This is a genomic window from Maribacter sp. BPC-D8, from assembly GCF_035207705.1.
GTDB lineage: Bacteria > Bacteroidota > Bacteroidia > Flavobacteriales > Flavobacteriaceae > Maribacter.
Genome location: NZ_CP128187.1, coordinates 3,026,502 through 3,045,358, shown reverse-complemented (window position 1 = coordinate 3,045,358; position 18,857 = coordinate 3,026,502). Strand labels below are relative to the sequence as shown.

Genomic DNA, 18,857 nt, shown 5'->3' with positions numbered 1-18,857 from the left:
TGTCAACTGTCAACTGTCAACTGTCAACTGTCAACTGTCAACTGTCAACTGTCAACTACTTCTTAGTCATTTCTGTAAAATACTCATAGAAATAAGGGATGGTCTCAATTCCTTTAAAGTAGTTCCATACGCCGAAATGTTCGTTAGGGGAGTGTATGGCATCACTATCTAATCCAAAGCCCATAAGTATGGTTTTGCTTTTTAGCTCTTGCTCAAATAAAGAAACAATAGGAATACTACCACCACTACGTTGCGGAATCGGTTTTTTACCAAAGGTAGTTTCATAAGCTTTTGAAGCTGCTTTGTAAGCAATGGTATCAATAGGGGTTACATATCCTTGTCCGCCATGATGAGGTTTTACGACCACTTTTACACCCTTTGGAGCAATAGCTTCAAAATGTGTTTTGAATAAATCGGTAATTTCTTTCCAATCTTGATTAGGAACCAATCGCATAGATATTTTTGCAAATGCCTTACTAGCTATAACCGTTTTTGCACCTTCGCCAGTGTATCCGCCCCAAATACCATTAACATCTAATGTTGGTCTAATGGAGTTACGCTCATTGGTAGAATATCCTTTTTCGCCGTAAACAGAATCAATATCTAAAGCCTCTTGGTATTTTTCAATACTAAAAGGTGCTTTTGCCATTTCTGCGCGTTCTTCAGCAGAAAGTTCTTCTACCTTATCATAAAAACCAGGTATGGTAATATGATTGTTCTCGTCATGTAGACTGGCAATCATTTTAGTTAAGATGTTGATAGGGTTTGCAACAGCGCCACCATATAATCCGGAATGTAAATCACGATTTGGTCCTGTAACTTCTACTTCAACATAACTTAGTCCGCGTAAACCTGTAGTTATCGACGGTACATCATTGGCGATCATACCTGTATCTGATATTAAAATAACATCGTTTGCCAACTTTTCTCTGTTTTCAGCGACGTAGATGGCGAGGTTATTACTACCAACTTCCTCTTCACCTTCAATCATGAATTTTACATTACATGGTAGTTGATTGGTTTTTACCATCAGCTCCAATGCTTTTACATGCATGTACATTTGACCTTTATCGTCGCAAGCTCCACGGGCGAATATGGCACCTTCTGGGTGTTTCTCTGTTTTTTTAATTACAGGTTCGAATGGTGGTGAATGCCAAAGATCAATTGGATCAGCCGGTTGAACGTCATAATGACCGTATACAAGTATGGTCGGTAAATCAGTATTTATAATTTTTTCACCATAAACGATTGGGTAACCTGCGGTTTCATGAATTTCAACAATATCGCAACCTGCTTCCTCTAATCTGGTTTTAACCGTTTCGGCTGTATCTAACACGTCTTGAGAAAAGGCGGGGTCTGCGCTAACAGACGGGATCTTAAGTAGTTCGATAAGCTCATTTAAAAATCGGTCTTTATTTTCCGATAGATAATTCTTTACGTTTTTCATGTACTATTTTGTGTAACTTTTGATAAAAGTACAAAAAGCGTAATTTTTAAATAGCTAAAATTTAGAGAATTGATTTTTTGCGTTATATTTGCAGCCCGATAATCACATATCGTGATTTAGGAAAGTATGCAGGCGTGGTGGAATTGGTAGACACGCTAGACTTAGGATCTAGTGCCTTGCGGTGTGAGAGTTCGAGTCTCTCCGCCTGTACAACGAGAAGCCTCTTGAGAAATCAAGAGGCTTTTTTTATGGAGTAAATCTATTGAAGATTCTATTCGGAGAGATGAGAAGTTTATCTTGAGCGCAGTCGAAGGGAGTCTCTCCGCTTGTACAACGAGAAGCCTTTTGAGGAATCAAGAGGCTTTTTTTATGGAGAATTTTTAATGAATGTTATTTTACGGAGAGATGAGAAGTTTATCCTGAGTGAAGCTAAAGGGTCTTTTCTAGATTTGCAATAACGAACCTTAAATTTTATATATTTCGTAATAAATGTCGAGTATATTTATTATATTATAATTTTAAACAGGATACTACAGGATACTTGTAAGTTTTGAAACTGATAGTTTAGCTAATAGAACAAACGTGTCAATTAAAATAGTCTTGTTAAACGATGCTAATTTTTAAACTACTAAATAGCATCAACTGTTGAGTTATTATTAATACAATCACCACTTGTTTTATAATTATTATGTTACCCGGTTTATATTCAGGAGCTAGTAATGAACTTAAAAATTTGAATAACTAACAACTTAAAACTTAATTAATTATGACTAAACTCAAAATGACATTCATTGCATTGATTGCAATGTTAGGGCAATTTGCCTACTCACAAACATCGACCGTAAGCGGTGTTGTTTCTGATGAAACCGGAGCCCCCCTTCCAGGAGCCTCAGTGGTGGTATCAGGTACGACAAACGGTTCTCAAACCGATTTTGATGGAAACTTTGCACTAGCTAATGTTCCTTCAGACGGTACTTTAACTATTAGCTACATCGGTTATCAAACACAAAAGGTGCAAGTAAATGGTCAATCATCGATCAATATAGCTATGGAAATAGATGCTCAGGCTTTAGACGAGGTTGTGGTCGTTGGTTATGGTGCTCAAAGTAGGGCTGCGGTAACCGGTGCAATATCCAGTGTTAAATCTGAAGATCTCAATGCAGTGCCGGTTGCAAATGCTACCGAAGCATTACAAGGTAGAGCTGCAGGTGTATCTGTAGTAAATACAGGCGCACCAGGTTCTGAACCTTCTATTACGATTAGAGGTCTAGGTACTTTCGGTAACAACTCACCATTATTTGTTGTTGACGGGGTTATCGTAGGTAACCTTTCCGGTATCAACCAAAACGATATTGAAACTATCAACGTACTTAAAGATGCCTCTACCACTGCAGTATATGGCGCACAAGGTTCTAACGGGGTTATTCTCGTCACTACTAAAAAAGGTAAAAGCGGTAAGACTCAATTATCGTTCAATGCCCATACTGGTTTTCAACAGAATACACAACGATATGATGTGTTGAATACCGAACAATATCTGCAATATGCTAATGAAGCTTTTGGTATCGTACCAAACACTCCATCGTCTACATCTGGTGTGAACACGAACTGGCAAGATGAAATTTATACTTCGGGACTTATTAGAAGCTACGATATGGCTGCTTCTGGTGGTAGTGATACTAGTAACTTTAGAATATCTGGTGGATATTTTGAAAGAGAAGGTATCATTATTGAAACAGGGTTTCAGAGATATTCTTTTAGAGCTAATAGCGATTTTACTTTCGGTAAATTGAAATTGGGACAGAACTTATCCGTTAATTTCAACAAACAGAACCCAGATCCAACAGGTGGTGTAGGTGATCGTTCATTGTTAGAGCATGCGATCAAAGCCGCTCCGTATTTATCAGTATACAACCCTAACAACCTAGGCGGTTTTCAAGGACCTAACAGTGCCGGTGACGGACAAGATGCCGAAAACCCTGTTAGAATATTAAAGCATGGCAATGCCATTAATAATACTTTTGCATTAGTAGGTAACATTTTTGCCGAATATGCTATCATAGATGGCCTAACATTTAAATCGCAAGTAGGTCTAGACTATTATAAAGGTACCAGCGATAGATTTATACCATCTTATAACGACGATAGCTTAGGTGGTACGCACCAACAGGCTTTTGCATCTATTACCAAAAACACTTCTGCAGGTCAGACAATAATTTTCACCAATAGTTTAACCTATAACAAAACTATAGCGGATGTTCATAATTTTGAGGCTTTATTATTAGCTGAAAAATTTGAAAGTCAGGGTACTAGTTTAAACGGAAGCAGTAGAAATACAGTCTCCGATAATATAGATGAACTATCTAATGAAGATTCTAATTTACAAAGTACATCGTTCGAGTATAACAGATTGGGTTTCTTAGGAAGGTTAAACTACAACTATGATGACAAATACATCGCGGCGGTATCTTTAAGACGTGATGCTTCTTCTAAATTCGGTACCAACAACCGTTGGGGCTGGTTTTCTTCTTATGCATTAGGTTGGAACATTGCCAAAGAAAATTTCTTGGTTGATTCTAACGTAAGTACCTTGAAATTAAGAGGTAGTTTAGGGTATTCTGGAAATGATAGAATCTCTAACTATTTATATAGTGCAACATTGGTCAATGATTTCCTTTACCCGATCGCCGGTTCTAATGCCGTTGGTACTACTGCATTCGGTTTGGCAAATCCTGACTTAAAATGGGAGGAAACAAGACAATTGAATGTTGGTCTTGATTTTGGGTTTGCAAACGATAAATTCACAGCTGCCCTTGAATACTACGAAAACCAAAGTGATGATTTATTAATTAGGGTACCTACTTCTACCTCTTTAGGTATTAACGAAGGTAGCCAAGTTAGAAACGTAGGTTCCGTAGAAACAACTGGTTTTGAATTAAGCTTAGGCTACAATGATTTCGAAGGAGATTTTAAATGGTCCGCTAATTTAAACTTATCTACAAGTTCAAACGAAGCTATTTCTTTGGGTGGTGTTGATGAACTAAATGGAGGAACCTTTGAATCACAACAAATTACAAGAGTTACCGAAGGCGAATCGTTATTTCACTTTTTCGGATTAGTTACCGATGGTATCTATCAAAATCAAGCTGAAGTAGACGCGGTGTTTACAGCGAATCCTGGTCAAACTACGGTACAGCCTGGTGATATTAGATTTAAGGATTTAAACAATGATGGCGACATTACTTCTGAAGATAGAGATATCATCGGTAATCCGTTACCAGATTTTACGTATGGTCTAAACCTAAGTGCAGATTACAAAAACTGGGATTTCAATATGTTCTGGACAGGTATCTATGGTAGAGATCTTTACAATACCAATATCTATGATTTAGAAGGTATGCCTAGATTATTCAACGCAGGTGTTGCCGTATTGGATAGGTGGACACCAACTAACCCGTCCACTACAGTACCAAGAGCTGGTGGAGCGCCACAGAACATTCAATTATCCGATCGTTTTGTAGAAGATGGTTCTTTCTCTAGACTTAAAAACCTAACTATTGGGTACACACTACCAAATGATGCTTTTGGTCAAGAACTATTCTCTAAATTCAGAATATATGTTAGTGGCCAGAACTTGATTACCATTACAGATTACTCTGGTTTAGATCCTGAAGTAGGTAATGGCGATTTATTCGAATTTGGTATCGATAGAGGTGCCTACCCTCAGCCTAAGACCTATTTAATGGGGTTACAAGTATCATTTTAATTGCTAAAAAGAAAAGAAAGATGAAAACAACAAAAATAATTTTTTCAATGTTTACGCTCTTCACCGCCATGGTGATCATAAACGGGTGTAGTGAAAATGACCTGGAGCTAGTCAATCCTAACGGATTGTCTCCAGAGACATTTTTCAAGACAGAAGCTCAGGTGCAGTCATCGGTAAATGCTGCATATGCAAACTTGCAGACCAGAGGTCTGTACTCTAGGCACATGTTCTTCTCACAAGATAATATGTCTCATGAGAATGATGGGAACCCTCAACTAGAGGCTGATAAAAGACAGTATTTAGACTTCTCTTTTGATTCTAGTCACGGACCAATTGCCGATTACTGGGAAAGTTGCTATAGAGGTATCAATAAAGCGAATTTTGTTATTGGTAACGAAGAAGCGATCAACGAAATTGAAGAAGCGACAATGAGCAATGCTACCAAACAAAAGTTTTTGGGCGAGGCCAAATTTTTACGTGCGCTATACAACTTCCTATTGGTTACCAGGTTTGGTGATATGCCTTTGATTACAGAAATACCGACCACCACAGAAGGTATCGCCAAATCGCCTGCATCAGAAGTCTATGCATTGATTATTTCAGATCTACAAGCTGCTTCTACAAGCTTATTGAATAAAAGCAATGAAGATAACGGTAGAGCTACCAAAGGTGCCGCAATCGCCCTATTAGGTAAAGTATATCTGTTTTTAGGAGAGCATTCCTTGGCCTTGGCCGAGTTCAATAAACTATCTGGGTACTCATTGGAGCCTAACTATTTTGACAACTTCACAGAAGAAACGGAACATGGTGTAGAATCTATATTTGAAATCGAATATGACGATGCTCTCGGGGCAGGTGCAAAATGGAACTCATCCGTTACAGGTGCAGGTCCGAACGAAGCGACTTTTAGAGGTCAGGAATATGGCTTTAACGATTGGTTCAATGTTTTTCCTTCAGATGATCTTTTAGATGAGTTCGAAGCTGGCGACGCTAGATATGCCGATAGCTTTTATTCTGTTGGCGACACCTTCGGTGGTGGCACGGTAACCGCAGAAATGCTAACAGCAGGAGATGAGAGACGCGCAGGCTGGAAAAAGTATCAGAACTACTACAAAGATGCCAATGAAGATCAAGAGTCCGGTATCAACTTTAAATACTTACGTTATGCCGATGTTCTTTTAATGATGGCCGAATGTGAAAATGAGGTAGGTACGCAAGATGATGCCGTAGACCTTATCAATGAAGTTCGTGAAAGAGCTAGTCTTACCGACCTGCCAAACGGACTTTCTAAAGCTGCAGTTTTTGAAGCTATCGTTCATGAAAGAAAAGTTGAATTAGCTGGTGAGCAAGTTCGTTACAACGATATTTTAAGATGGAACTTAGTATCTACCGAATTAGCGGGTACTAATTTTCAAGTTGGTAAAAACGAATTATGGCCAATACCGGATAGAGAAATAACCTCTAATGAAAATGTATCGGCTGCAGACCAGAACCCTGGTTTTTAAGATAATATTGTTAAGTTAGTTTAGTTGAATTTCAAAAAGCAGCATATTTACATATGCTGCTTTTTTTTAATACATAATACAAACTTTTTAAAGCTTTCAAAATTGTCCTGTTCATTAATATTTATTATGAACGTTTCCAAGGCAAAGTATTAGAGGGGTAAAAAGGCGCGGATAATGATTATTACGCAACTGGTATACCTTGATTTTGCTTGATTAAGAATATTCTCTTATCACTTCTTCATCAGTATCTACAAAATAGTCAATCGTCTTTACTTACTATTCTACAATAAAAATGATTTTTAAAAACCATAATTTAAGGATTTAAAGAGGCCTCATTATTTATTATTCTGATTGAAAATCAAGAGATTTCCTTTATTTTGAGTCACTAGAAATAGATTTTTATTATTGCTGTTTTTTATTGTAGTAATATTTTTTGCATCCTCAGTAGCTAAAAACCCACTCTTTTCAGTTGGAATAATTTTAAAACTTCCCTTTCCGTCACCTTTTAAAAACACTCCATTTAAGGCGTCTAAACGTCCAATAAAAATTTCATTTCCATAATCATTTCCTACCAGTATCATATCTTTTAAACCGTCGAAATCAAAGTCTCCAGCTAACATATCATTTATTGGAGCAAATTGTGCCTCAATAGGTAGCTCGGATATTTTAAATTTTAAATCACCTAAATTTTCAATATAAATACTCCTATCATAGTTGCCTGTTAATTGCATAACCCCTTCAAGTTCTTTTGAAGTAAACATGTTTTCTTTTGTAGCTTTTGAAAAATCTTTATAAAAATTAAATTTTGACCTAAACAATGGACTTTGCTTTGATAAATCTCCCCAAAAGTTTGCTGGGTATGATTTATAGTCACCCTCTTTATTTAATAAGTATGTAAATAAAACAGGGTCTATACTACCATTTGCATCAAAGTCTTTGGCTATTAAATTAACCGGCTTTTCTTTTGTAGGCTGAAAGAAGTTATTTCTACCCACATTACCAACTACCAAATCATCATCACCATCGTTGTCAAAGTCAGCGACCAGTATGCTCTCCCACCAACCATACAAACCTTTGAAATCAGGGATTTCCTGTTTTACAAATCCGTCGTTTGTATTCCTAAATAGAAATATTTCAGTTAATTCTCCAACAACTATTAAATCTAGTAACCCATCTTTATCTACGTCGGTCCAAACTGCATCGGTTATCATACCTAAGTTATCAATTTCGGGCAGTAGGCTTTGCGTAACATCAACTAAAGTTCCGTTTTGGTTTTGCAAAAGATAACTATCATCCGAAAGTGGAAACTTACCCGCAGGAGTTCTTCCTCCAACAAATAAATCTTGATAACCATCATTATTAAAATCGGCAGTTATTGCCACAGAGCCATTACTGGTAACTAATGGAGATTTATTGATCGACAAGCTAAAATTACCTTTTCCGTCATTTATATATAATTGATTATTATACCTACTCAAATCTCCAGAAAACTCATAACTGCCACCAACTAGATACAAGTCTAAATCTCCATCATTTTCTAAATCAAACAATACCAGATCCTCTTCTTCTCTCATTTTATCTGCAATCTCTTTAAAGAGAGGTCTATTCGTAAAAGTACCATTGCTTTGTTGTTCAAAAATAATTGGGGAATAACGGGAAGAACTTCCTATTATAAAATCTTGATAACCATTACCATTAATATCTCCTGTAACTATACTTGGTCCATTTTGAGATAATTTATGCGGCAAAGTTCGTTGAATACTATAATCATTGATATCATATTCTTCATGCACATATTTAACACCAAGGCTATCACTAATTTCACTGAATAGTTTTTTAGAACTCTCTTTCATAAATGGAAATCCTATAGCTACATCTGGACTAGCTTTTGTATCAGCATAATCAATCTCAACTAAGGTATCTTCAGTCAGGTTCATAATCTCCTGCAATTTACCATCGGGCCATAATACAGTTATTGCCTTAACTTTGGCTGGACCTAAACCAAAGTGAATTTTAGGATCTACAGAAGACATATATCCGCGTGTTAAATGATGTTCGTAAAATTGAAATTCACCATTGGTAAGTGAAACTTTAATTTTTGTTCCAATACCTTGAGAATTATTTTTAGGTCCATTTAGCTTTAGTTGAATACTATTTGTTTTTTGAATTGTATTTTCAAAAACAAATGCTTCATCATTTATATTATTAACTACATAATCTAAATCACCATCATTATCTAAATCTACAAATGCGGCACCATTTGAAAATGATGGTATTTTAAGACCCCAATCTTCACTTACATTATCAAAGGTTAAATCTGCATTATTTTTATATGCATAATTAGTGACTTTAACAATAGGAATGGAGTCTAGCATTTTTATCTCATCGAGAAACTGCGACATCTCTAATCTAAATTCTCCAAAATCCATATCCGTAATGTCTCTTGGAAAACCATTTGTTATAAGTAAATCTTTATTACCATCATTATCAATATCGGCAAATAAAGGCGACCAACTCCAATCTGTTTTTGAAATTCCTGCAAGCATCCCGATCTCGCTAAAAGGGGTTGAAGAACCATTCCCCAATTGTAACATATTTCTACTATATTGATATTCAAACCCAAACCGCTCGTTGAAAAGGTAGTTCATGTAATTATTACTAGCGTTGTTGGTTTTCATACGCTCATTAGTTTCGCCAAGCATATCTAATGTTAAGATATCTAAGTAGCCATCATTATTGAAGTCTGAAATATCTGACCCCATACTAAACTTACTTTGATGCTTTATATGATGTTTTATATCATTTGTAAACGTACCGTCTTGATTGTTTATATATAATAAATCGTTGGTTAAATAATCATTAGTTACATAAATATCTGGCCAACCATCATAATTTAAATCAGAAATTGCGACACTTAAACCATAACCTTCAAAACGAATACCTGCAGCTAAAGTTTTGTCTGTAAAACTGCCATCGCCATTATTATGATATAATCTGTCGTTACTTATTGCCGTTCCATCTTCAATTTTTTTTCTATAGGTGTTTGGTTGATTATGGGCCTCTTCATTATTTACTATGTATAGGTCTAAATAGCCATCTTTATCATAATCAAAAAATGTCGCTCCCATGGCATTACCAGTATCTGCTATTCCATATTCTTTAGCACGTTCTTCAAAATTTAGTTCGCCCTTATCATTAAGCCCATTATTAATAAAAAGTAGGTTTGCCTTTCTTTCTATTGGATTCTCCATTGCAGAACACACATAGATATCTAACCAACCATCAGCATTAATATCTACGACGGCTACAGCGGTATTCCATTTGTTTTTCGCCTCTATATTCGCGCTAGCAGACACATCGGTAAATTTAAAGTTTCCGGAATTTAAATAGAGTTTATTTGTTACTTGATTACCTGTAAAAAATAGATCAGGTAGCCCATTATTATCAAAATCTCCTACAGCTACGCCACCACCGTTAAAAAGGTATTCTTCGGTAATGATATTAAAACTATCTGTTTCTACGATTGTATTATTAAACGTAATACCTGTTGTTACTGAAGGTAATTGCTTAAAAAGTGTTTCTGACTTTTTGGTATTACAAGAAGATATTGTAAAAAGTATAATTAAGGAAAGCGCAAATGAGTTTTTCATATAAAATATTAAGATAATAATTATACTGATTTAATAGAATCAACGTAACATAATAAAATTACAACCTTAAATTTTAAATAAGGATGTAGAGAACCAATATAAAACAGCGTATTTAGATACATTAGAGCGTTTTTATTTATTTCTAGAAAGTGAAATAATTCATCAACAACTCTTAGTATTAAGTAGGAATGTAACTTAGGACTTAATGCTCTACTTTAAAGATAATTTGTTCAGAAATTTTCGGGCATAATCCTTCTGATATTTTATAAATTACCTTTCTTCAATAATATTTCGCCGTTGTCGGGTACAGCTTTTACCAAAGCATATTTGTTGCTATTGTATTGTATGATTTCACTTTCGATTTCGTTTCCGTTCTGGGTTGTAGATAGCGATACCCAATTATTCGCTAAACGAACTTTTACAGTTAATGGGTAGTTGTAAATATCATCTCTCATTTCATCTTTTAATGTGATATGAATTTGAGTTTCAGAAACGGAATTTACATTAATAGAATGTGTTGCATATTCTTGAGCATATTTTGCAATATCAGGAAAGGTTCCTATCCATAACTTATCCTCTTTTTCTTTTAGGTAATTGAGAAATTCTACTGTTTTGATTTGAGATTCTTTAGTAGAGACTTCATGAAAATGAGTGCTGCCCCAACCTCTGTAATAATTTTTATTCTCTAATGTTGATGTCTTGTTTAAGAGCGGTAAAATATAATGGTTGCGCGTACTGTCGTTTTGATAAATATGGGGATTTGAAATACTTCTTACTTGTTTGAAATTAATTTGATTTGCAGTGTTCAACCTGCCAATAACCCCTCTGCTAGCTATAAAGTGCTTACTAGCTTCATTTTCATTGCCTTCACCCCAAGGGTATGCGTACGTCAAGCATTCTTGATTTTCAATATGCTCTTCAATTTTTGTTTTTGTTCGATTTAATCTGTCATTGTACTCTTTTAAAGAAGGGAAATCAATGCCTTTGGTTTTGTCTTCATACCAGTTTCTATCATCATGACCTTGAATAGCATTTCCTGTTTTTGCAAGCTCATTGAATAATGTCCAATTCTTTACATTGTATTTTTCTTCAGCTTCTGTTATAACGAACCATGTGAAATTAAATGAGAATTTTTTCTGTTGTTCGATCCAAAAAGGAATATCCTTTTCATAGTTATCGTCAATGGTAATGCTAAACGCACTTAGTTTATCATCATTCCATAGAGAAACAGATGCATCGCCAATATTTTGTGCCCAAATTTTATCGGTTAGATTGAATCTAGGTGTAGTTGCTTCTTCAAGAATAAAATTATCTTGACCATGAGATGTTATTACAAGTAATAAAAAGACAAATAGCGGTGCTGTATTTTTGATTTTCATTTCTGCTCTCCGTATTTAATTCAACGTTGAAATTATAGGCTGTTTCCTATACCAATTAATAGTGTGGATAAAATGATTACAGAAAGGCCGAGCCATAAAGTACGCATGGTTTTTTTAGAGACACCTTCCCACTCTTTGAAATAAACCCCCCAAAGTGTGCTGAAAATGATGATGAATGCCATGTGTAAAGACCAACTTGCAAATTCATATTTTTCGCCTAAAAATGTAGTGCCCATACCATAGAAGAAAAACTGAAAATACCAAGTAACACCACCAGCTATAGCTAGCAAATAGTTTTTGGGTTTGTTAGGTATATTTTCGTCTGTAAGTTGACCAAAAGTTTTATTCTTAATACCTAAAACAACTGTCCAAACGATATTAGTTAATAAACCACCCCAAAGGATCCAGACAATAACAGGATTGTTTTGAAATATATTCTGGACTCCGACTTTTAAAGCCTCATCTGCAATTGGTTTGCCTGCGGCGAGACCAAAAGCAAAACAAGCACTCAAAATACCTGAGATGATAGCAATGACAATACCTTTAGAAAGATTGAATTCTGCAACAGCAGCCTGTTGTTGTTCTATATTTAAATTTTTCTCTTTTAAAATTCCGGCTTTTCCCGCAATTGCAATGCCGAAAAGTGTTACTAATACCCCTATCAATACCATAATACCGCCGGGTGTTTCTAATAACTGAAAAAATGTACCAGAATAGATTGGTGGTATTAATGTGCCAAATGCTGCGGTGAAGCCTAAGACAACGGCCATACCTAAGCCTATGCCTAAATAACGCATAGATAAACCAAAGGTTAATGCTCCAATACCCCAAAGAACTCCAAAAACGAAGGTGTAAAGTTTAGTTTCAAAATCTGCAGCAAACAAAACATCAAATAAATTTGGGACAGTAAACCAAGCCATTAGTATTGGTGCTATTAGCCATGCAGCAATACCTAATACAAACCAAGAAGTTTCCCAACTCCACTTTTTTATTAATTTAAAAGGAATGTAAAAACTACCTGCGGCAAAACCACCAATTGCATGTAAAATTAAACCTAGTAATGCGCCCATAGTTTTTTAATTTTTATGCCGCTTCATAATTTTTGTTCAAAACTGTCTTAGCTTTTTGTAATTCTTCTTTTGTAAAAGAATCAGCTTTCGAAGCAGATACGGCACCTTCAAGTTCATGAATGTTTTTTGCGCCAGATAAAGTAGTGGTTACACCATTTTGGTCTAAAACCCATCGTAGTGCAGCTTCTGGCATATTATGAATATCGTTCTTAATTAAGAATTTAAAAGCTTCAACTTGGTCAATTCTTTCAGCAAGTTGCTCACGAGAATAACGAGCATTTAAAGTACCTTCTTTAAAAATGGTGTCTTTTTTAAATGCACCAGATAAAAAACCATTGGCAAGACATTCTCTAGCGAAAACGCCAATATTAGCTTCGTGTAATTCATTAATTAGCTTTTGTGATTCTCTGTTCATTAAGCTAAGTACAACTTGTACAACATCTATTTTATTTTCATTTGCCCATTGTCTGGCCATATTTTCGGTTTGTTCGAACATTGAAACTGAATGTCCCATAAAGCGAACTTTGCCTTGCTTTTTTACATGTTCGACACCTTCCCAAACATCATCATTTATTTCATCGGAAGAGAAAGGAGAATGAAAAAAAAGTACATCTATATGGTCGGTCTGCAAACGTTTTAAACTTTCATCAACAGAATCTATAATTCGTGATTTGTAAAATTGCGAAGCACCATTTTTAATACAAGGATTTCTGCCAAATTTTGATGATATGAAAACTTTATCCCTTTTGCCTTTCAAGGCTTTTCCTAATACGATTTCAGCAACACCATCTTGCTTGTCTGTTCCATATTGTGGTGCTGTATCAAATAGATTAATGCCCATGTCAATGCCAGCATGAATTGTTGCGATACCATCTTTTTCGGCAACGCCACCGTAAACATTGTTTCCGAAAGCCCAGGTACCCAAACCAATCTCACTTACATTTAATCCAGTACGACCTAATATTCTTTTTTTCATTTTAACAATATGTTTGCTTTAAGTCTTCTATTTTTTTTGATGCGTTCAAAACAAAGGTTTTTGCTATTTGCTCACCAAGTTTTTTATTAGCTAATCTTGGATCTTTACCAGATACGGCATCGTGCTCTAAAGTTACCTCTCTGTCTTTCGGTAAATTATCAAGAGCTACTGTCTGCGGTTCGTAATACAATTGTAAAGATGTCTCGCCTAAAGCAGAATGATTTGCCTCTAGTAACTCATTAGGCAATATGTCAAACTCTGCCAATGCCCAGATATAGCAATCTGTTTGCTTTTTATTATACTTTTCGGCTACATCTTTTAAAATATCTAGATGAGGCTGACCGGCATGACCAGATAGTAACACAACTATTTTGAATTCTTGAGAGATTAATTGTTCTAGATATTCTTCGCAAATAGAGCGTATTAATTGCTCAGAAAACTCAATAGAATGTTTAGGGAAATTTACACCCGGATATGACTTTATTAAATTAGCGGCTAAACTTATAGGCGGAAAAACTAAACCGCCAGAATCCTTTGCCAAATCAACACATAAATGATATGCTTTATGGGTGTCCAACCCTGTAGGATTGTGATTGCCATGATATTCTATTGCCCCCCAAGGTATATACGCAATTGGAGATTTTTTGAATATGGCTTCTATTTGTATAGGCAGCATTCTATCAAAATGCCCCCAATTCGCATCGTCCATTTTTAATCTCTGTTTTTATGATATATTAATGGGTTCTGCTCTTCGTTATTTAAAATATCCCCAATTTTTAATGACTTGAAATAATCGTCTGGTAATACATTTTGTTTTCCATTAAAAACAGCGCCATCTGGCATATATGCACACGTCATTGCTTTTCTTGTTCTTGGCGTCATGTTTACACCTGCCGCATGTATTGTTAAGCCGTTATGAAAAGTGCAACTACCAGCTTTTATTACCGCAGGTTGCGGGTCTTTTGATCCGTATTTAGGGTACGAGTTAAAAACATCGCCCATATTAGAACCAATGCCAGGTTCTACAAGCTCGGTGTCTTTATTGGAGCCAGGCATAAAATATAAACACCCATTTTGTAATGTTACATCTTCTAAAGCTACCCAAATGCTTAATGCTTCTCTGTCATTAAAAGACCAAAACGGAGTATCTAAATGCCAAGAGGTAGGGTTACCCCAAGGTTGTTTTACTAGAGATTGGTCATGCCATATACGAATACCATCTGCTTGCGAAAGATCTGCCGCCATCTTACCTAGTCGCTTGTCGAGCATCAAATTTTTAACACCTTCATCTGTCATCCATAAGTTGATGATTTGGTCAAAAACTTTACCAAAGTATTCTGCATCTTTATTGATTCCGTCAGAATCGCCGGTTTTCACTTCTGAATGAGGAAATTTTCGACCTTGTCTTTTCGTGATGGCCAAATCAATAGTGTCTTTCCATAATTTTACTTCATCTTCATTTAAAAAGTCATCAACGATTAAAAATCCGTCTGTGCGATAACTTGAAATTTCTTCTGCCGTTAAATTATATCTCATAACTCGGTAATTTTGGAATTTTAAATATTGGTTCTGGTTTGTTAAACAATACTAGAATAATTTAGTAGTTGCTTCATCCTGTGCTATCCTGTAATATTTTAAACAATTTAGATTACATAGAGTTGCGGTCAATTAGGTTAAATGGGTTTTTAATTTTACTCACTTTAGATTCTAAAATCAACTGAGCAGCCGATTTTCCCATATTTTCAAAATCGGTAGATATTACTGTTATTCCTAAAAGTTCTTTTAAAGGAGTGTCATTATATGAGATGATGCCAATATCTTCTCCGATAGACATATGGTCTTCGCGAACTTGATGAACCAAATTCACCAAATCGGTTTCTTCAATTGTTATATAGAGATCTCCCTTTTTTAATATCATGTCGTCATAAATCTCATTTAATATTTCAAAATCAAGATTATTCTCTGCACAGAATTTTCTAAATCCAAAAACAATGCGTTTTGGGTAGGGGTATTCTATTTTTTCAGGGTATACCAATAAAAGTTTTTTATACTTTTTAATTTTATCAATTCCATCGTTTAATGCATTGTAAATGTCGTTTTCAAAATCTTGATATACCTCAGAATAATCACCCTTAAGAGCGATTTTATTATTATCCATTATTATTAATTTCTTCTTTGGTATATCGTTTAATTTATTAATTATAGATTCAGAAAAACTTTTGTGTTTAAGTTGGTCAGATTTAAAATGAGGCATAACCAGATAGTAATCGTACGCACCCTGGCTTTTGTCTAGTAAATTCAAGAACAAAGATTCGTTACAGTGGTAAATAAATAAGTCTGTGTGTACATCGCTGCCCAAAGAGTTTATAAATGAGTTGTAAATTTTCATTTTATAAGCGCTCATTTTGTTGGTAAGAAATAGCACATTAATTTTAGAGATTAACTGTGTTCTTGATACAAAGTAACCTTTGCCTCTAACAGAGGTTATAATTTTTCTTTCTTTTAAAATTTTGTATGCTTTTTCAACGGTATCTCTTGATAAAAGAAACTCTTCACTAAACATATTTATAGATGGTAACTGTTCGTCTATAACTATAGATCCAGTAGCAATACCATCAATTATTGAATCAACAATTTGTCTATATTTAGGTTTTCTTGACTTTCTGTCAATTACTATTTTTCTAAATGTTATCATGAAAATGGGGTTGTCGAATTATTGTTTACAGAGGGTAATTTAGCTGACAGTATTACTAACTAAAGCAATTATTCATTTAAAATACGCAATGATTTTGCTTAAACAAGGGTAAAATAAATATTTAAAACAAGAGTGCTAATTTACAGTATAGTACAGGATGCTATATTGGTTACTAACTTTTAGCTTAGCTAGCTAATCTAACGATAATACTAATTATTTAAGTAAAATTCATGAGTCATATATCTGAGAATTTAAAGTATGTTGATTATTTATGGGACCACAAGAAAGCCGCCGAATTAGGTGATGATCAAGTTGCCTTATTCCTTTACCGTTCAAATATTTTAGGTGCAGATTTAAGAATAACGAACTACGGTGGCGGAAATACAAGTTGTAAAACCATTGAAAAAGATCCGTTGACAAATGAAGAAGCTGAAGTAATGTGGATTAAAGGTTCTGGTGGCGATATCGGTACCTTGACTAAAGCTGGCATAGCAGGTCTTTATACAGAGAGACTGCGAAATTTAAAGAATGTATATGGTGGCCTAGAAGATGAAGATCGTATGGTTGGTCTATTCAATCATTGTATTTATGATCTAGAAAGTAAAGCACCATCTATTGATACGCCTTTGCATGGCTTATTGCCATTTAAGCATATAGACCACCTACATCCAGATGCTTTGATTGCGGTTGCTGCAGCAAAGGATAGTGAAAAGGTGACCAAAGAAATATGGGGAGATACCATGGGGTGGGTGCCTTGGCAAAGACCTGGATTTGATTTAGGGCTTCAACTAGAAAAATGTCTGAACGACAACCCCGGAATTCGTGGAATTGTATTAGGTAGTCATGGACTTTTTACATGGGGCGATACTTCTTATGAATGTTATATAAACAGTCTTGAAGTTATTGAAATGGCTTCTGAATACATAGAGAAAAAGATCGCCGATAACGGTAGCGTATTTGGTGGTCAAAAGATAAAAAGCCTTGCCAAAGAAGATCGATTAGAAAAAGCAGCGCAATTAATGCCCATGCTTAGGGGACTTTGTTCTTCTGAAAATAGAATGATTGGTCATTTTAATGATAGTGATGTTGTTTTAGAATTTATAAATAGTAATGATTTGGAGCGTTTGGCGCCAATGGGTACCTCATGTCCTGATCATTTTCTTAGAACTAAAATACAGCCCTTAGTATTGAAACTGGATCTTAATGAAGATTTTTCAAATACAGCTGGGGTACTCGCGAAATTACACCCGGCATTTGAGCAATATAGAAAAGAATATAATTCTTATTATGAGAACCATAAGCGCGAAAATAGCCCTGCTGTTAGAGATGCAAATCCGGTTATAATAATTTATCCTGGTGTTGGTATGTTCAGTTTTGCGAAAAATAAACAGACTACCCGTGTAGCTAATGAGTTTTATGTAAATGCTATAAATGTAATGCGCGGTGCAGAGGCACTTACGGCGTATACATCCTTACCAAGACAAGAAGCTTTTGATATTGAATATTGGTTGTTAGAAGAAGCAAAATTACAGCGTATGCCAAAAGAACAGCCTTTATCGCGTAAAGTAGCTCTGGTTACTGGTGCAGGTGGCGGTATTGGTAAAGCTATTGCTGATAAATTAGCTCAAGAAGGCGCTAACGTAGTGTTGACTGATATTGCGGAAGATAGACTGAAAGAAGGCGTTGCAACGTATGCTAAAGATGTAGCAAGCTATACGGTTTGTGATGTAACAAAAAGTGAATCTATAGCTGAAGCTTATAAAAAAGCATGTTTAGAGTTTGGTGGTGTAGATATCGTTGTTCATAGTGCAGGTCTTGCTATTTCAAAACCTTTAGAAGAAACTACAGATAAAGATTGGGATATACTACAAAACGTACTGGTAAAAGGTCAGTTCGAACTTGCAAAACAAGCTGTAGGTATTATGCGAAAACAAAGCTTAGGAGGCGATTTTGTTAGTATTGCCAGTAAAAACGGTCTGGTTTCAGGTCCAAATAACGTTGCTTATGGAACAGCAAAAGCAGCCCAACAACATATGGCAAGGTTATTAGCAGCTGAATTAGGTGGTGATAAAATACGTGTAAATACGGTAAATCCTGATGGGGTTATTGTAGGTAGCAAAATATGGGAAGGTGATTGGGCAGAAGGTAGAGCGAAAGCTTACGGAATTACCGTAGATGAGCTACCGGCGCATTATGCTAAAAGAAATCTTTTAAATGAAATTATTTACCCTAAAGATATTGCAAATGGTGTATTTGCATGCGTAGGTATTTTAGATAAAACTACCGGAAATATTATTAATGTAGATGGTGGTATGAGTAATGCCTTCGTAAGATAATTTAGTTTGTTCTTACTTCCATGGGTCATTAGG

General features: G+C 35.4%; 11 protein-coding genes and 1 tRNA gene. 4 read left to right on the top strand and 8 right to left on the bottom strand.

The window, feature by feature from the left end; genetic code table 11:
• Nucleotides 1-55: 55 nt before the first annotated feature.
• Complete coding sequence (locus QSV08_RS13530) at nt 56-1,447, bottom strand: dipeptidase (protein ID WP_324023933.1); 1,392 nt, start codon at nt 1,445-1,447, stop codon at nt 56-58.
• 128 nt (nt 1,448-1,575) lie between these two features.
• On the opposite strand from QSV08_RS13530, the gene QSV08_RS13525 reads away from it, so the two are divergent.
• The 3 genes from QSV08_RS13525 (at nt 1,576) to QSV08_RS13515 (ending at nt 6,718) form a co-directional block, all read left to right on the top strand.
• Nucleotides 1,576-1,657: transfer RNA gene (locus tag QSV08_RS13525), tRNA-Leu, on the top strand.
• A gap of 556 nt (nt 1,658-2,213) precedes the next feature.
• On the top strand, nt 2,214-5,213 hold the full coding sequence (locus QSV08_RS13520; RefSeq protein ID WP_324023931.1) for a SusC/RagA family TonB-linked outer membrane protein: 3,000 nt from the start codon (nt 2,214-2,216) through the stop codon (nt 5,211-5,213).
• A gap of 20 nt (nt 5,214-5,233) precedes the next feature.
• Nucleotides 5,234-6,718, top strand: coding sequence for a RagB/SusD family nutrient uptake outer membrane protein (locus tag QSV08_RS13515; RefSeq protein WP_324023929.1), 1,485 nt, complete (start codon nt 5,234-5,236; stop codon nt 6,716-6,718).
• Nucleotides 6,719-7,053: 335 nt separating this feature from the next.
• Here QSV08_RS13515 and QSV08_RS13510 read toward each other — a convergent pair whose 3' ends face one another.
• From QSV08_RS13510 to QSV08_RS13480, 7 genes are all read right to left on the bottom strand, one after another.
• On the bottom strand, nt 7,054-10,368 hold the full coding sequence (locus QSV08_RS13510) for a VCBS repeat-containing protein (protein ID WP_324023928.1): 3,315 nt from the start codon (nt 10,366-10,368) through the stop codon (nt 7,054-7,056).
• 263 nt (nt 10,369-10,631) lie between these two features.
• Nucleotides 10,632-11,747, bottom strand: a complete 1,116-nt coding sequence (locus QSV08_RS13505; protein WP_324023926.1) for a polysaccharide deacetylase family protein — start codon at nt 11,745-11,747, stop codon at nt 10,632-10,634.
• Nucleotides 11,748-11,779: 32 nt separating this feature from the next.
• Nucleotides 11,780-12,817 carry an L-rhamnose/proton symporter RhaT gene (locus QSV08_RS13500; RefSeq protein WP_324023925.1) on the bottom strand — a complete coding sequence of 346 codons (1,038 nt, stop codon included), beginning with the start codon at nt 12,815-12,817 and terminating at the stop codon, nt 11,780-11,782.
• A gap of 13 nt (nt 12,818-12,830) precedes the next feature.
• Nucleotides 12,831-13,793 (bottom strand): aldo/keto reductase, encoded by a 963-nt coding sequence (locus tag QSV08_RS13495; protein WP_324023924.1) that lies wholly within the window; start codon nt 13,791-13,793, stop codon nt 12,831-12,833.
• A 1-nt stretch (nt 13,794) separates the two neighbouring features.
• Nucleotides 13,795-14,502, bottom strand: a complete 708-nt coding sequence (locus QSV08_RS13490) for a creatininase family protein (protein WP_324023922.1) — start codon at nt 14,500-14,502, stop codon at nt 13,795-13,797.
• Between the two features lie 2 nt (nt 14,503-14,504).
• A complete protein-coding gene (locus tag QSV08_RS13485; protein ID WP_324023921.1) occupies nt 14,505-15,329 on the bottom strand; it encodes a phytanoyl-CoA dioxygenase family protein in 825 nt (274 codons plus the stop codon).
• A gap of 112 nt (nt 15,330-15,441) precedes the next feature.
• Entirely contained in the window at nt 15,442-16,488 is a 1,047-nt protein-coding gene (locus tag QSV08_RS13480) for a GntR family transcriptional regulator (RefSeq protein ID WP_324023919.1), read from the bottom strand.
• A 230-nt stretch (nt 16,489-16,718) separates the two neighbouring features.
• On the opposite strand from QSV08_RS13480, the gene QSV08_RS13475 reads away from it, so the two are divergent.
• Entirely contained in the window at nt 16,719-18,824 is a 2,106-nt protein-coding gene (locus QSV08_RS13475) for a bifunctional aldolase/short-chain dehydrogenase (protein ID WP_324023918.1), read from the top strand.
• Nucleotides 18,825-18,857 lie beyond the last annotated feature (33 nt).

Excerpts from the sequence above, each read along its gene's own strand:
- QSV08_RS13530 (WP_324023933.1), bottom strand. The coding sequence starts at position 1,447 with ATGAAAAACGTAAAGAATTATCTATCGGAAAATAAAGACCGATTTTTA.
- QSV08_RS13520 (WP_324023931.1), top strand. The coding sequence starts at position 2,214 with ATGACTAAACTCAAAATGACATTCATTGCATTGATTGCAATGTTAGGG.
- QSV08_RS13515 (WP_324023929.1), top strand. The coding sequence starts at position 5,234 with ATGAAAACAACAAAAATAATTTTTTCAATGTTTACGCTCTTCACCGCC.
- QSV08_RS13510 (WP_324023928.1), bottom strand. The coding sequence starts at position 10,368 with ATGAAAAACTCATTTGCGCTTTCCTTAATTATACTTTTTACAATATCT.
- QSV08_RS13505 (WP_324023926.1), bottom strand. The coding sequence starts at position 11,747 with ATGAAAATCAAAAATACAGCACCGCTATTTGTCTTTTTATTACTTGTA.
- QSV08_RS13500 (WP_324023925.1), bottom strand. The coding sequence starts at position 12,817 with ATGGGCGCATTACTAGGTTTAATTTTACATGCAATTGGTGGTTTTGCC.
- QSV08_RS13495 (WP_324023924.1), bottom strand. The coding sequence starts at position 13,793 with ATGAAAAAAAGAATATTAGGTCGTACTGGATTAAATGTAAGTGAGATT.
- QSV08_RS13490 (WP_324023922.1), bottom strand. The coding sequence starts at position 14,502 with ATGGACGATGCGAATTGGGGGCATTTTGATAGAATGCTGCCTATACAA.
- QSV08_RS13485 (WP_324023921.1), bottom strand. The coding sequence starts at position 15,329 with ATGAGATATAATTTAACGGCAGAAGAAATTTCAAGTTATCGCACAGAC.
- QSV08_RS13480 (WP_324023919.1), bottom strand. The coding sequence starts at position 16,488 with ATGATAACATTTAGAAAAATAGTAATTGACAGAAAGTCAAGAAAACCT.
- QSV08_RS13475 (WP_324023918.1), top strand. The coding sequence starts at position 16,719 with ATGAGTCATATATCTGAGAATTTAAAGTATGTTGATTATTTATGGGAC.